The organism is Rhizobium aethiopicum (assembly GCF_014197535.1).
Taxonomy (GTDB): Bacteria; Pseudomonadota; Alphaproteobacteria; order Rhizobiales; family Rhizobiaceae; genus Rhizobium; species Rhizobium aethiopicum_A.
Window position 1 is genome coordinate 209,388 of record NZ_JACIFV010000001.1, and the last position, 13,030, is coordinate 222,417.

Below are 13,030 nucleotides of genomic sequence, written 5' to 3' on the forward strand. Positions count from 1 at the left end.
GGCGAAGCCGGGGCGGCAATGAAGCCTGCGGACCGGGCGAACGCCGCTTTTTGGAATTGTCCTAATCCAATCGATGGGAGCTGTCACTACCGGCAAGGCCAAATCCGGTACGCTGCCGGGAGAAGCGCGTTGAGCGCCATTCGAATATATACGGTTCGGCGGGCCTTTGGTTACACCCCTATTCCATCACAGCCGAACACAAAAAATTGGCTTCCTGTCAGCAATATTCAAGGCATAGAAATTGATCCGAACATGCGGGCGGTTCGTTTAAGGACTATATTCGGAATATCCGCCCTGGAGGTTTTCGACATGCCAAGTTATCGCCACCCGAAGATCGCGTCGTCGGAGATCACTCCGCGCCAGGTCTATCTGCGCCGCCGTGAATTCCTGGGCGCAGCGACGCTTGGCGCCATGGCGCTCTATGGCGCCGGCAAGGCGAGCGCGGCCGCCCTTTCCGCCGTCGAGAGCAAGTACAAGGTCGATGAGAAGACGACGCCGATCAAGGACGTCACGACTTACAATAATTTCTATGAGTTCGGTCTCGACAAGGGCGACCCCGCCGCTCTCTCCGGCGATTTCAAGCCGCTGCCCTGGACGGTCAAGGTCGACGGCATGGTCAACAAGCCAGGCACCTTCGACGTCGAGGCGCTGATGAAGGAATTCCCGATCGAGGAGCGCACCTATCGGATGCGTTGCGTCGAGGCGTGGTCGATGGTCATTCCATGGAACGGGTTTCCGCTGTCAGCGCTGCTCGACAAGGTGGAACCGCTCGGCAGCGCCAAATATGTCGCCTTCGAAACCGTCGTGCGGCCGGAGGAGATGCCGGGGCAGAAGGGCTTCTTTCAGTCGCTCGACTGGCCCTATGTCGAGGGGCTGCGGCTGGACGAGGCGCGCCACGCGCTGACGCTGCTTGCCGTCGGACTGTATGGCGAAACGCTGCCGAACCAGAATGGTGCGCCGATCCGCCTTGTCGTGCCGTGGAAATACGGCTTCAAGGGCATCAAGTCGATCGTCAGGATCACGCTCACCGACCAGCAGCCGAAGAACACCTGGCAGGTGACCAATCCGCAGGAATACGGTTTCTACGCCAACGTCAATCCTGCCGTCGACCATCCGCGCTGGAGCCAGGCCACAGAAAGACGCATCGGCCAAAGCGGCTTCTTCGGCGCCAGCCGCCACCCCACCCTGCCCTTCAACGGCTATGCCGATGAGGTGGCGAGCCTTTATGCCGGCATGGATCTGAAGGCGAATTTCTGATGGCCGAACTGTCGCTCGCCATCCCGAAGCGCTGGCAGCCTGCCTCCGTCTGGCTGCTTTATATCGCCGGGCTCGTGCCCGCCGTCTGGACCTTCTATCTCGGCGCAACCGATCAGCTCGGTGCCGATCCGGTCAAGACCTTCGAGCTCTTCCTTGGCATCTGGACGATCCGCTTCCTGATCGCAACGCTTGCAGTGTCCCCTGCCCGCGAGTTGTTCGGCTGGAACTATCTCCGCTATCGCCGCGCTCTCGGCCTTTTGACCTTTTACTACGCGCTGATGCATTTCACCGTTTACATGGTGCTCGACCAGGCGATGGATATTCAGGCCGTCATCAACGACGTGCTGAAGCGCCCGTTCATCATGTTCGGCATGGCTGGCCTTGCGATGCTTATTCCCCTGGCGGTGACATCCAATAATTTCTCGATCCGTCGCCTCGGCAATCGCTGGATCTGGCTGCACCGCCTCGTCTACATCATTGCCGCCTCCGGGGCTCTGCATTTTGCGCTTTCGACCAAGATCCTCAATCTCGAGCAGTTTATTTATGTGGGGTTGATCATCGCGCTCATCCTTTACCGCTCCTGGCGGCCGATCGCACGCAGTCGGAAGAAAAGCCAGGGGCGGCAACGCAATCGTGCGGCGGCGTCGGTTTCCTGAAGCCAGCTGTCAACGGCGCGCGGGATCAGAAGCACAGGCCGCGGCGATGCCGATTGCATAGGCCAAGATATTCCACAGTGAGAATATCCGGCCAAGCAACAGCGCGCCTGCCGTGGTCAGCCGAAACGTGTCGAGCCATGGCGTGTGATAGAGCCGGAACAATTCCACTGAGATCGCGATGAACAGCGCGATGATGGCAAGGAAAGCCGGCCGGGACCGTGCAACGATGAGCGCCACCAGCAGATAGACCATCGCCCCCCAGAGCGCCGATCCACCATATTTGACGACGACGAAAGGCAGATCGACCGCATATCCGAACCGTCTGAGCGCCAGCCCAAGCACTATCACCGCAAATAGAGCTGCGAGGCGAAGGAACCGCGCTTGAGAGTAGGTTTGAATGATTTCGCGCAATTGGACCTGGCCTATATCAATCAACCCGTTGATATCGAATTACGAGAGGTGCTGTCTGCCGCCGCAGATCGGCGCTGACATTTTCGTCCATGACCACTGCACAAACGAAAACAGCCGGGCTTTGTGAGCCCGGCTGTTTCTATCCGCAGGAGCGGAAGACTTAAGCGGCGACGGCCTGCTCTTCGGCAGCGACGCGGGCCTTGTCGGCTGCGCCCTTGGCGAAGGTGTCGCGGTCGACGAACTCGATCACGGCCATGGCGGCATTGTCGCCCTGGCGGAAGCCGGCCTTCATAATGCGCAGGTAGCCGCCGTTGCGGGTGGCGTAACGCGTTGCGATCGTGTCGAACAGCTTCGAGACGACGGCGGCATCGCGGATCTGCGAGATCGCCTGACGGCGAGCGTGCAGGTCGCCGCGCTTGCCGAGCGTGACGAGCTTTTCGACGATCGGACGGATTTCCTTGGCCTTCGGCAGGGTCGTGACGATCTGCTCGTGGGTAATCAGCGAAGCCGCCATATTGGCGAACATCGCCTTGCGGTGGCTTGCGGTTCTATTCAGCTTGCGGCCGGCTTTACCATGGCGCATTGCTATTCTCCTTTAATGCAGTGCCCTTACGTTAGGTGGGCCTGCCGTTTCCTGGCACATGCAGGCGATCGGCCTGCTGTTTGACGGGGAAAGGCAGCCGAAAGAGCCTGCCTTTTGTTATGTTCTTGCGATCGGCGTGCGGGCGGTAAACCGCTTTACACTTTTCCTCACGCCGCTCAGTACTGGTCTTCGTAACGCTTGGCGAGATCTTCGATGTTCTCGGGCGGCCATGCCGGCACTTCCATGCCGAGGTGCAGGCCCATGGAAGCGAGAACTTCCTTGATTTCGTTCAGCGACTTGCGACCAAAATTCGGCGTGCGGAGCATTTCTGCTTCGGTCTTCTGAATGAGGTCGCCGATGTAGACGATGTTGTCGTTCTTCAGGCAGTTTGCCGAACGGACCGACAGTTCGAGTTCGTCCACCTTCTTGAGGAGAGCCGGGTTGAAAGCGAGCTCGGTGACTGCTTCCTCTTCGGTTTCCTTCTGCGGCTCGTCGAAGTTGACGAAGACGCCAAGCTGATCCTGGAGGATGCGCGCCGCAAAAGCGACGGCGTCTTCGCCGGTGATCGAGCCATCGGTTTCGATGGTCATGTTCAGCTTGTCGTAGTCGAGAACCTGTCCTTCGCGGGTATTTTCAACCTTGTAGGACACCTTCTTGACCGGCGAATAAAGGCTGTCGACCGGGATGAGACCGATCGGAGCATCTTCCGCACGATTGCGCTCGGCCGGAACGTAGCCCTTGCCGTTGTTGACGGTGAATTCCATGCGGATTTCGGCGCCCTCGTCGAGCGTGCAGATGACATGCTCGGGGTTGAGGATTTCGATATCGCCGACCGTCTGGATGTCGCCAGCCGTCACAACGCCCGGGCCCTGTTTGCGCACGACCATGCGCTTTGCGTCGTCGCCATCCATCTTGATGGCGATTTCCTTGATGTTGAGCACGATATCCGTGACGTCTTCGCGGACGCCCGGAATCGAGGAGAATTCATGCAGCACGCCATCGATCTGCACCGCCGTGACGGCAGCGCCGCGCAGCGAGGAGAGCAGAACGCGGCGAAGCGCATTGCCGAGGGTCAGGCCGAAGCCGCGCTCCAGCGGTTCAGCAACAAGCGTCGCCCTGGTGCGCGAGCTCGAGGAGAACTCCACCTTGTTCGGCTTGATCAGTTCCTGCCAGTTCTTCTGAATCATGAGTTTGCCTTCCGTTCGTTGCCACCATCCAATCGTGGCAACCGAGCTTGAAAACCACCGGGAGCGCCAAGGCGCTCACCAGTGACGAGAGCGATGATCAGACGCGGCGCTTCTTGCGCGGACGGCAGCCATTGTGCGGGATCGGGGTCACGTCGCGGATGGACGTGATCATGAAACCTGCAGCCTGGAGCGCGCGCAGAGCCGATTCACGACCCGAACCCGGACCGCAGACTTCGACTTCCAGCGACTTCATGCCGTGCTCCTGGGCCTTCTTGGCGCAGTCTTCGGCGGCGATCTGGGCGGCGAAGGGGGTCGACTTGCGCGAGCCCTTGAAGCCCTTGGCGCCAGCCGACGACCAGGCGATCGCATTGCCCTGCGCATCAGTGATGGTGATCATCGTGTTGTTGAAGGTCGAGTTGACGTGAGCGACACCCGACGAGATATTCTTGCGCTCGCGACGGCGAACGCGGACGGCTTCCTTAGCCATGCTATTCCTTTCGTTGATCTCTTCACCGCCGTAATACCAGCGGCTACACCGGAACGGCGCCTAAATGGTCCCGCTCCAAACTCAAAAGAGGCCGGCGCGGACCGCCAGCCTCCCCACCCCGGTTTCCCGGAAATTACTTCTTCTTGCCAGCGATTGCCTTTGCCGGACCCTTACGGGTGCGGGCATTGGTGTGCGTGCGCTGACCGCGGACCGGAAGGCCGCGACGATGACGCAGGCCGCGGTAGCAGCCGAGGTCCATCAGACGCTTGATGTTCATCGCGGTTTCGCGACGAAGATCACCCTCGACCTGATAGTCGCGGTCGATGGCTTCGCGGATCTGAAGGACTTCAGCGTCCGTCAGCTGATGCACACGACGTTCAGCCGGAATACCGACCTTCTCGACGATTTCCTGTGCGAATTTCGGACCGATCCCGTGAATGTAGGTCAGCGCGATGACTACGCGCTTTGCAGTCGGGATGTTGACGCCAGCGATACGTGCCACGCCTGTTCTCCTTGCATTCCAGTTGCCATCAGGCAAGTGGGCTTCGTTATGCGGCCCTCAGGACCGCCCGTTCAGATTTAATGTCCGTAACATGTCAAAACGACCGCACCCGGACTTCCCAGGGAAATCCGCGCCGATCGCAGGGAATGTCGCGAGTTGGCGCGGTGTTTAGCGGAATCACTGCTGAAAAGCAACCGTTTCCGCCAAGTTTATTTTCAAGCCTTACAGCTTGGAAAGAATGGCTTCGACCTCGGCAGTCACCTGATCGATTTCAGCCATGCCGTCGACAGACCTGAGCTTGCCCTTGGCATGGTAGTAACCGATCAGCGGTGAGGTCTCTTTGTAGTAGACCTGCAGCCGGGCCGTCATGGTCTCCGGATTGTCGTCGGGACGGCGCTTGAAGTGGGTAGAGCCGCACTTGTCGCACACACCCTCATTGGCCGGGACCTTGTCCGTGTCGTGATAGACGCTACCGCACTGCGCACAGGAGTAGCGACCGGCAACGCGCCGGACGAGCTCAGCGTCGTCGACGCGGAATTCGATGACGATAGAGAGATCGAGACCCTTTGCTCTCAGCATCGCTTCCGTAGCGTCCGCCTGAACAAGGGTCCTGGGGAAGCCATCAAGAATGAAACCGTTGGCGCAATCGGGCTGATCGATTCGCTCGGAGACGATGGCGATGACGATCTCATCCGAGACCAGCTTGCCGGCGTCCATGACCGCCTTGGCGCGCTTGCCGACCTCCGTGCCGGCGTTGACCGCCGCACGCAGCATATCTCCCGTGGAAAGCTGCGGAATGCCGTGCTTTTCCACGATCCGCTGGGCCTGGGTTCCCTTGCCCGCGCCCGGCGGCCCCAAAAGGATAAGTCTCATCGCCCCCTCTTTCCTCCTCGCAACTTTGATTTCTTGATCAGGCCTTCGTATTGCTGCGCGATCAGGTGACCCTGGATCTGTGCAACCGTATCAAGAGTTACGCTAACCACGATCAAAAGCGAAGTCCCACCAAGGGATAACGGAATGCCGGTTTGCGACACCAAAATCTCCGGGAGGATGCAGACGAAGACGAGATAGATGGCGCCGATCACCGTGATTCGGGTCAGCACGTAGTCAATATATTCGGCGGTGCGCTCACCGGGACGAATGCCGGGAATAAAGCCGCCATGCTTCTTCAGATTGTCGGCCGTGTCCTTCGGATTGAAGACGATGGCCGTATAGAAGAAGGCGAAGAAGGCGATCAGCGCCGCGTAGAGCACCATGTAGAGCGGCTGGCCATGGCCGAGGGCGGCAACGATCGACGTCGCCCAGGCAGGCATCGCCGTGGTGTTGGCAAAGCCCGCGACCGTCGCTGGCAGAAGCAGCAGCGAAGAGGCAAAAATCGCCGGGATCACGCCCGACGTGTTGAGCTTCAGCGGCAGATGCGACGTATCGCCCTGGAACATACGGTTGCCGACCTGGCGCTTCGGATACTGGATCAGCAGCCGGCGCTGGGCGCGCTCTACGAAGACGATGACACCGATGACGGCGATCGCGACAATGATGACGAGCAGGATGAGACCGGTCGAGAGCGCGCCGGTGCGGCCGAGTTCGAGCGTGCCGGCAAGCGCGCTCGGAAGGCCGGCTGCGATACCGGCGAAGATGATCAGCGAAATGCCGTTGCCGATACCGCGCGAGGTGATCTGCTCGCCGAGCCACATCAGGAACATCGTGCCGCCGAGCAGCGTCAGAACGGTGGAAATCCGGAAGAACCAGCCCGGATCGACGACAAGGCCCTGGCCGCTCTCAAGGCCGGCGGCAATGCCATAAGCCTGAAGCGCACCCAGAATGACGGTGCCGTAGCGGGTGTACTGGTTGATGATCTTGCGACCCTGCTCGCCTTCCTTCTTCAGGTTTTCAAGCGTCGGCACGACCGAAGTCATCAGCTGCACGATGATCGAAGCGGAGATATAGGGCATGATACCGAGCGCAAAGATCGCCATGCGCTGAACGGCGCCGCCCGAGAACATGTTGAAAAGGCCGAGAATACCGCCTGCCTGGCCGCGGAACGCCTGGGCATAAGCTTCGGGATTGAGGCCCGGGAGCGGGATATGGGTGCCGAGCCTATACACGAGGAGAGCTGCCAGTGTGAACCACAGACGCTTCTTCAAATCCTCGGCTTTGGCAAAGGTCGAAAAATTGAGGTTGGATGCCAATTGTTCCGCTGCAGAAGCCATGCGATTCTCCGCCCTACCAATTCCGGCGTCCCTGGGGAAATACCGGCCCCGGAATCAGTATGAAAATAATTCAAAACCGGGCTTTGGACGGATTGCAGCGCAACCCCATGCCTCACCCTTGTTTTCCAGTCTTACCGGCATGACGCGGGCGCGCCAGCCAAGTTTTTGTGAGGCCCACATATGGGAGCAAAATCGCCCGGTGTGAAGCACCCCGGGCGATATATCATCAGATATTATTCTGCTGCAGCCGGAGCCGAAAGCAGCGTCACTGTGCCGCCGGCCTTTTCGATCTTCTCGACGGCGGGCTTGGAAGCGCCTGCGACGACGATGGTGATCTTGGCCTTGAGCTCGCCGTCGGCGAGAACGCGAACGCCATCCTTGGCGCGGCGGATAACGCCGGCAGCCTTCAGGGCAGCTGCGTCAACAGTCGCCTTGGCATCGAGCTTGCCGGCGTCGATCGCAGCCTGAATGCGGCCGAGCGACACGACAACAAAATCGGAAGCGAAAATGTTGTTGAAGCCGCGCTTCGGCAGGCGACGATAGATCGGCATCTGGCCGCCTTCGAAGCCGTTGATGGCGACGCCGGAACGGGACTTCTGACCCTTGACACCGCGACCAGCCGTCTTGCCGGAGCCCGAACCGATACCGCGGCCGAGGCGCTTGCGGCTGTGGGTCGAGCCTTCGTTGTCCTTGATTTCATTGAGTTTCATGAGCGTTTCCTCCGTCTCACTTCTCGTCGACGATGCGAACGAGATGCTGGACAGCACGGATCATGCCGCGAACGGAAGGAGTATCCTCCAGCGTGCGGCGACGGTGCATTTTGTTCAGTCCGAGACCGATCAGCGTGCGCTGCTGGACGTCCGGACGGCGAATCGGGCTGCCGATCTGTTCGATCGTCACAGTCTTCGCTTCAGCCTTCTTGGTAGCCTTGGCCATTGGTCAGCTCCTCTTATTCTTCAGAGGCGTTGCCGGAGGCGCTACGACGAGCCTGCAGCGTTGCATACTTGATGCCGCGCTGAGCTGCGATGTCCTTCGGGTGAACCTGGTGCTTCAGAGCGTCGAAGGTGGCGCGAACCATGTTGTAGGGGTTCGACGAACCGGTCGACTTGGCGACGACGTCGTGCATGCCGAGCGTTTCGAATACGGCGCGCATCGGACCGCCGGCGATGATGCCGGTACCGACCTTGGCGGAGCGCAGCAGAACCTTGCCGGCGCCGTGGCGGCCGTGGACGTCGTGATGCAGCGTACGGCCGTCACGCAGCGGTACGAAGATCAGCTCGCGCTTGGCGGCTTCGGTTGCCTTGCGGATGGCTTCCGGCACTTCGCGCGCCTTGCCATGGCCGAAGCCGACGCGGCCCTTCTGGTCGCCGACGACGACGAGTGCTGCGAAACCAAAACGACGGCCGCCCTTGACGACCTTGGCGACGCGGTTGATCGCGACCAGCTTGTCGACGAATTCGCTATCGCGCTCTTCACGGCTCTGGCGGTCTTCCCGCTGCGGCCTTCTTTCCTGTGCCATTGTCCTCTTCCTTTTTCTTTTCCGGGTGCAATCGGCAAATGAATGTGGACCGCATCAGCCTCCCCTTCTTACCGGGGAGTGCCTGCGGTCCGGCGAAACTCCGGCCGGAGCGACAGCGCCGGCCGGAAACTGATCAGAAGGTCAGACCGCCTTCGCGGGCCGCTTCGGCGAGAGCCTTGATGCGGCCGTGATAGATGAAGGCGCCACGGTCGAATACGACGTCCGTAACACCGGCCTTGGAGGCGCGCTCGGCGACGAGCTTGCCCACGGCGGCGGCGGCGGCGGTATCGGCACCGGTCTTCAGAGAACCGCGCAGATCCTTGTCGAGGGTGGAGGCGGACGCAAGCGTCTTGCCGGCCACGTCATCGATGATCTGGGCATAGATGTTCTTCGAGGAGCGATGAACCGACAGGCGCGGACGGCCATTGGCCACCGACTTGATATGACGGCGCACGCGGTTGGCACGACGTGCAAGTGCTTCTTTCCTGCTAGCCATTTCGCGTGATCCTTACTTCTTCTTGCCTTCTTTGCGGACGATCCGCTCGTCGGCATACTTGACGCCCTTGCCCTTGTACGGCTCAGGACCGCGATATTCGCGGATTTCGGCGGCGACCTGACCGACCTGCTGCTTATTGATGCCGGAGACAACAATTTCAGTCGGCTTCGGAACGGCGATCGTGATGCCGACCGGCGGTTCATAGATCACGTCATGGCTGAAACCGAGAGCCAGCTGCAGGTTCTTGCCCTGCAGCGAGGCGCGGTAACCGACGCCGTTGATTTCGAGCTTGCGCTCGAAGCCGTCCTTGACGCCCTTGAAGATGCCTTCGATCATCGTGCGGGACATGCCCCACTTCGAACGTGCATCCTTGGTCTGGTTTACGGGCGTCACGACGACCGCGTTGTTTTCGAGCTTGAGGCTGATTTCGTCGTTAGCAACGAAAAACAGCTCGCCCTTCGGGCCCTTTGCAGTGACCTTCTGGCCTTCGACCGTAGCCGTAATCCCAGCAGGCACCTGAACGGGCTTCTTACCGATACGAGACATGTTTCAATCCTGTCTGTTCGCTATGGAGATCCCTGCCCGATCTTAGAAGACCGAGCAAAGAACCTCGCCACCAACGTTCTGTTCGCGAGCCTGGTGATCGGCCATCACACCCTTCGGAGTCGAAAGGATGGTGATGCCGAGGCCGTTCGCGACCTGCGGAATGGACTTGACCGAGACATAAACCCGGCGGCCCGGCTTCGACACACGGCCGATCTCACGGATCACCGATGCGCCTTCATAGTACTTCAGCTCGATGTTGAGCTCCGACTTGCCATTGCCGAAATCGACAACGGAATAGCCACGGATGTAGCCTTCGGACTGCAGGACATCGAGAACACGCGCACGGAGCTTGGACGCAGGCGTCGAAACCGACGACTTGCGGCGGGAAGCGCCGTTGCGGATACGGGTGAGCATATCGCCCAACGGATCAGTCATTGTCATCTAACCTGCTCCTTACCAGCTCGACTTGACGATGCCCGGCACCTTGCCGAGATTGCCGAGTTCACGCAGCGCGATACGCGACATGCGCAGTTTGCGGTAGTATGCGCGCGGACGGCCCGATACTTCGCAACGGTTGCGAATGCGGGTCTTCGATCCATCGCGCGGCAGGGATGCCAGCTTGATCGAGGCCTTGAACCGCTCTTCGATCGGAAGAGCCTGGTTCATGATAATCGCCTTCAACGCAGCCCGCTTTGCGGCCTGGTTGGCGACCGTATTACGGCGGCGCTTGTTCTTTTCAACTGCGCTTGTCTTCGCCATGTCAGGTTCCTTTTCTACGCTCGTCGTTACGGTTATTGACGGAACGGGAAGCTGAACTCCTTCAGGAGAGTCCGTGCTTCGTCGTCGGTCGTCGCCGTCGTGCAAACGATGATGTCCATGCCCCACATCTGATCAACCTTGTCGTAGTTGATTTCAGGGAACACAATGTGCTCCTTGATGCCCATGGCGAAGTTGCCACGGCCGTCAAAGCTCTTCGGGTTCAGGCCGCGGAAGTCGCGAACGCGCGGGAGCGCGATGTTGACCAGGCGATCCAGGAACTCGTACATGCGGGCGCCGCGCAGGGTGACCTTTGCGCCGATCGGCATGTTTTCGCGGACCTTGAAGCCTGCGATAGAGTTGCGTGCGCGGGTGATGACCGGCTTCTGACCGGCGATCGCTGCGAGGTCGGCGGCAGCAACCGTCGGCTTCTTCGAGTCAGCGGTCGCTTCACCGACGCCCATGTTGATCACGATCTTGTCGAGCTTCGGGATCATCATCTCGTTGGCGTAGGAGAACTTCTCCTGCATCGCCTTGCGGATGCGCTCGACATATTCCTTCTTGAGCCGCGGCTCGTATTTTGCCTCAGCCATCGATCACTTCTCCAGAACGCTTGGCCACGCGGACCTTCTTGCCGTCAACGACCTTGAAACCGACGCGGGTCGGCTTGCCGTCCTTGTCGACGATTGCAATGTTGGACAGGTGAACCGGGGCTTCCTTGTTGATGATGCCGGCTTCCTGGGTCTGCGTCTGGCGCTGGTGGCGCTTTACGACGTTGACGCCACGGACGACGGCACGATCTTCCTTCGGCATGACCTGAACGACTTCGCCGGTGCGGCCCTTGTCCTTGCCAGCGAGCATGACGACCTTGTCGCCTTTACGAATCTTTTGCATCGCTTCCGCTCCTTACAGTACTTCGGGAGCCAGCGAGATGATCTTCATGTGGTTCTTGGCGCGAAGTTCGCGCGGAACCGGTCCGAAGATACGGGTGCCGATCGGCTCTTTCTTGTTGTCGATGAGGACTGCTGCGTTGGTGTCGAAGCGGATGACCGAGCCATCCGGACGACGGATATCCTTGGCGGTGCGAACGACAACCGCCTTCATCACGTCACCCTTCTTCACGCGGCCGCGCGGGATCGCTTCCTTGATCGAAACGACGATGACGTCGCCGATCGAGGCATACTTGCGCTTCGAGCCGCCCAGCACCTTGATGCACATGACACGACGTGCGCCGGAATTATCCGCGACGTCGAGGTTTGTTTGCATCTGAATCATATCAGGTCGCCTTCTTGGTTTACCGGAATGGTTGGGCCTAAGCCCCCTACCCCGGCTTATGAAAATGTTCGCCGGCCAACCTACCGTAACGGCAGGCAAAAACACGGCATAGCTGAATAGCGCGGGGTCGATCGTGCCAGGGTGGTTTCCCGAACGGGACCTTCCGTGCGCTCAAAGCAAAAGAACGCCCGGCATTCGAGCGTTCTGACGCTGCTTCATACAGATATTTCGGCGAGACGCAAGGCCTCGCACAAAATTCTGTTACTTGCCCTGGGCGGCAATCACCGTCCAGCGCTTGTCCTTGGAGATCGGCGCGCATTCCTCGATGGATACGGTATCGCCGATCTTGTACTGGTTGTTTTCGTCGTGGGCCTTGTACTTCTTGGAACGACGAACGGTCTTCTGGAGCAGCGGGTGAGCGAATCGACGCTCAACACGGACCACTACCGTCTTCTCGTTCTTGTCGCCAACGACGACGCCCTGCAGGATGCGCTTCGGCATGTTTTTCTTCCTTTAGGCCTTAACTTCTGCCGCCTTCTGGCGGGCAATGGTTTTGACGCGGGCGATGTCCTTGCGGACTTCGTTGATGCGCGAGGACTTTTCGAGCTGGCCGGTCGCCTTCTGGAAGCGCAGGTTGAACTGCTCCTTCTTCAGCTTGGCAAGCTCGTCCTTGAGTTGGTCGGCGCTGAGCGCGCGAACGTCTGAGGCTTTCATGAGCTCAATCCCTTACTCTGCAATGCGCTGTACGAAGCGCGTCTTGACCGAGAGCTTGGCAGAGCCGAGGCGAAGCGCCTCGCGGGCGATCTCTTCGCTGACGCCGTCGATCTCGAACATCATACGACCGGGCTTGACCTTGCATGCCCAGTACTCAACGGAGCCCTTACCTTTACCCATGCGGACTTCGGTCGGCTTTGCGGTTACCGGAACGTCCGGGAACACGCGGATCCATACACGGCCGGCGCGCTTCATGTAACGCGTGATCGCGCGGCGAGCCGCTTCGATCTCGCGTGCGTTGACGCGGTTGGGCTCCTGAGCCTTCAGGCCGAATTCGCCGAATGCCAAGTCAGAACCGCCCTTGGCGACGCCCTTGATGCGGCCCTTGAACTGCTTGCGGTACTTAGTACGCTTTGGCTGCAACATTTTCT

Annotated in this window: 22 protein-coding genes; 2 read left to right on the forward strand and 20 right to left on the reverse strand. The window is 59.8% G+C overall.

Annotated elements, in window-relative coordinates; all coding sequences use genetic code 11:
• Positions 1-309 precede the first annotated feature (309 nt).
• Together msrP and msrQ are read left to right on the forward strand one after the other, a co-directional pair.
• Positions 310-1,257, forward strand: a complete 948-nt coding sequence (gene msrP / locus GGD53_RS01120; RefSeq protein WP_184452861.1) for a protein-methionine-sulfoxide reductase catalytic subunit MsrP — start codon at positions 310-312, stop codon at positions 1,255-1,257.
• Complete coding sequence (gene msrQ, locus GGD53_RS01125; RefSeq protein ID WP_184452863.1) at positions 1,257-1,913, forward strand: protein-methionine-sulfoxide reductase heme-binding subunit MsrQ; 657 nt, start codon at positions 1,257-1,259, stop codon at positions 1,911-1,913. The genes msrP and msrQ overlap by 1 nt, the downstream gene beginning before the upstream one ends.
• Before the next feature lie 9 nt (positions 1,914-1,922).
• Here the strand turns inward: msrQ and GGD53_RS01130 are convergent, their stop codons facing one another.
• From GGD53_RS01130 to rplP, 20 genes are all read right to left on the reverse strand, one after another.
• The gene (locus GGD53_RS01130) at positions 1,923-2,324 is read right to left on the reverse strand and encodes a DUF2809 domain-containing protein (RefSeq protein ID WP_184452865.1); all 402 of its coding nucleotides are present in this window, start codon (positions 2,322-2,324) and stop codon (positions 1,923-1,925) included.
• A 160-nt stretch (positions 2,325-2,484) separates the two neighbouring features.
• Positions 2,485-2,907, reverse strand: a complete 423-nt coding sequence (gene rplQ, locus GGD53_RS01135; protein ID WP_007626063.1) for a 50S ribosomal protein L17 — start codon at positions 2,905-2,907, stop codon at positions 2,485-2,487.
• Between the two features lie 176 nt (positions 2,908-3,083).
• Positions 3,084-4,094 carry a DNA-directed RNA polymerase subunit alpha gene (locus tag GGD53_RS01140; RefSeq protein WP_003547579.1) on the reverse strand — a complete coding sequence of 337 codons (1,011 nt, stop codon included), beginning with the start codon at positions 4,092-4,094 and terminating at the stop codon, positions 3,084-3,086.
• 97 nt (positions 4,095-4,191) lie between these two features.
• Positions 4,192-4,581 carry a 30S ribosomal protein S11 gene (gene rpsK / locus GGD53_RS01145; protein ID WP_003547577.1) on the reverse strand — a complete coding sequence of 130 codons (390 nt, stop codon included), beginning with the start codon at positions 4,579-4,581 and terminating at the stop codon, positions 4,192-4,194.
• Between the two features lie 133 nt (positions 4,582-4,714).
• The gene (gene rpsM, locus GGD53_RS01150; protein WP_008521297.1) at positions 4,715-5,083 is read right to left on the reverse strand and encodes a 30S ribosomal protein S13; all 369 of its coding nucleotides are present in this window, start codon (positions 5,081-5,083) and stop codon (positions 4,715-4,717) included.
• A gap of 222 nt (positions 5,084-5,305) precedes the next feature.
• The gene (locus GGD53_RS01155) at positions 5,306-5,956 is read right to left on the reverse strand and encodes an adenylate kinase (protein WP_184452867.1); all 651 of its coding nucleotides are present in this window, start codon (positions 5,954-5,956) and stop codon (positions 5,306-5,308) included.
• Positions 5,953-7,293, reverse strand: a complete 1,341-nt coding sequence (gene secY, locus GGD53_RS01160; RefSeq protein ID WP_085777822.1) for a preprotein translocase subunit SecY — start codon at positions 7,291-7,293, stop codon at positions 5,953-5,955. Before secY ends, GGD53_RS01155 begins: the two co-directional genes overlap by 4 nt.
• 233 nt (positions 7,294-7,526) lie before the next feature.
• Complete coding sequence (gene rplO / locus GGD53_RS01165) at positions 7,527-8,003, reverse strand: 50S ribosomal protein L15 (RefSeq protein ID WP_064801911.1); 477 nt, start codon at positions 8,001-8,003, stop codon at positions 7,527-7,529.
• A gap of 16 nt (positions 8,004-8,019) precedes the next feature.
• Complete coding sequence (gene rpmD, locus GGD53_RS01170) at positions 8,020-8,229, reverse strand: 50S ribosomal protein L30 (protein ID WP_011424988.1); 210 nt, start codon at positions 8,227-8,229, stop codon at positions 8,020-8,022.
• Between the two features lie 13 nt (positions 8,230-8,242).
• Positions 8,243-8,812, reverse strand: coding sequence for a 30S ribosomal protein S5 (gene rpsE, locus GGD53_RS01175; RefSeq protein ID WP_003573784.1), 570 nt, complete (start codon positions 8,810-8,812; stop codon positions 8,243-8,245).
• 133 nt (positions 8,813-8,945) lie between these two features.
• Positions 8,946-9,308 carry a 50S ribosomal protein L18 gene (gene rplR / locus GGD53_RS01180; protein WP_011424987.1) on the reverse strand — a complete coding sequence of 121 codons (363 nt, stop codon included), beginning with the start codon at positions 9,306-9,308 and terminating at the stop codon, positions 8,946-8,948.
• A gap of 12 nt (positions 9,309-9,320) precedes the next feature.
• The gene (gene rplF / locus GGD53_RS01185; protein WP_184452870.1) at positions 9,321-9,854 is read right to left on the reverse strand and encodes a 50S ribosomal protein L6; all 534 of its coding nucleotides are present in this window, start codon (positions 9,852-9,854) and stop codon (positions 9,321-9,323) included.
• A 42-nt stretch (positions 9,855-9,896) separates the two neighbouring features.
• The gene (rpsH, locus tag GGD53_RS01190) at positions 9,897-10,295 is read right to left on the reverse strand and encodes a 30S ribosomal protein S8 (protein WP_004674934.1); all 399 of its coding nucleotides are present in this window, start codon (positions 10,293-10,295) and stop codon (positions 9,897-9,899) included.
• Between the two features lie 12 nt (positions 10,296-10,307).
• The gene (rpsN, locus tag GGD53_RS01195; RefSeq protein WP_018115514.1) at positions 10,308-10,613 is read right to left on the reverse strand and encodes a 30S ribosomal protein S14; all 306 of its coding nucleotides are present in this window, start codon (positions 10,611-10,613) and stop codon (positions 10,308-10,310) included.
• 32 nt (positions 10,614-10,645) lie between these two features.
• Entirely contained in the window at positions 10,646-11,203 is a 558-nt protein-coding gene (gene rplE, locus GGD53_RS01200; RefSeq protein WP_011424985.1) for a 50S ribosomal protein L5, read from the reverse strand.
• The gene (gene rplX, locus GGD53_RS01205) at positions 11,196-11,504 is read right to left on the reverse strand and encodes a 50S ribosomal protein L24 (protein ID WP_004674929.1); all 309 of its coding nucleotides are present in this window, start codon (positions 11,502-11,504) and stop codon (positions 11,196-11,198) included. Before rplX ends, rplE begins: the two co-directional genes overlap by 8 nt.
• 12 nt (positions 11,505-11,516) lie before the next feature.
• Positions 11,517-11,885: a 50S ribosomal protein L14 gene (rplN, locus tag GGD53_RS01210; protein ID WP_003573790.1), complete on the reverse strand. Its 369-nt coding sequence runs from the start codon at positions 11,883-11,885 to the stop codon at positions 11,517-11,519.
• Positions 11,886-12,146: 261 nt separating this feature from the next.
• Positions 12,147-12,386: a 30S ribosomal protein S17 gene (gene rpsQ / locus GGD53_RS01215; protein ID WP_004674926.1), complete on the reverse strand. Its 240-nt coding sequence runs from the start codon at positions 12,384-12,386 to the stop codon at positions 12,147-12,149.
• A 12-nt stretch (positions 12,387-12,398) separates the two neighbouring features.
• Positions 12,399-12,599 (reverse strand): 50S ribosomal protein L29, encoded by a 201-nt coding sequence (gene rpmC, locus GGD53_RS01220; RefSeq protein WP_008521335.1) that lies wholly within the window; start codon positions 12,597-12,599, stop codon positions 12,399-12,401.
• A 12-nt stretch (positions 12,600-12,611) separates the two neighbouring features.
• Entirely contained in the window at positions 12,612-13,025 is a 414-nt protein-coding gene (gene rplP / locus GGD53_RS01225) for a 50S ribosomal protein L16 (RefSeq protein WP_003573792.1), read from the reverse strand.
• Positions 13,026-13,030: the final 5 nt, after the last annotated feature.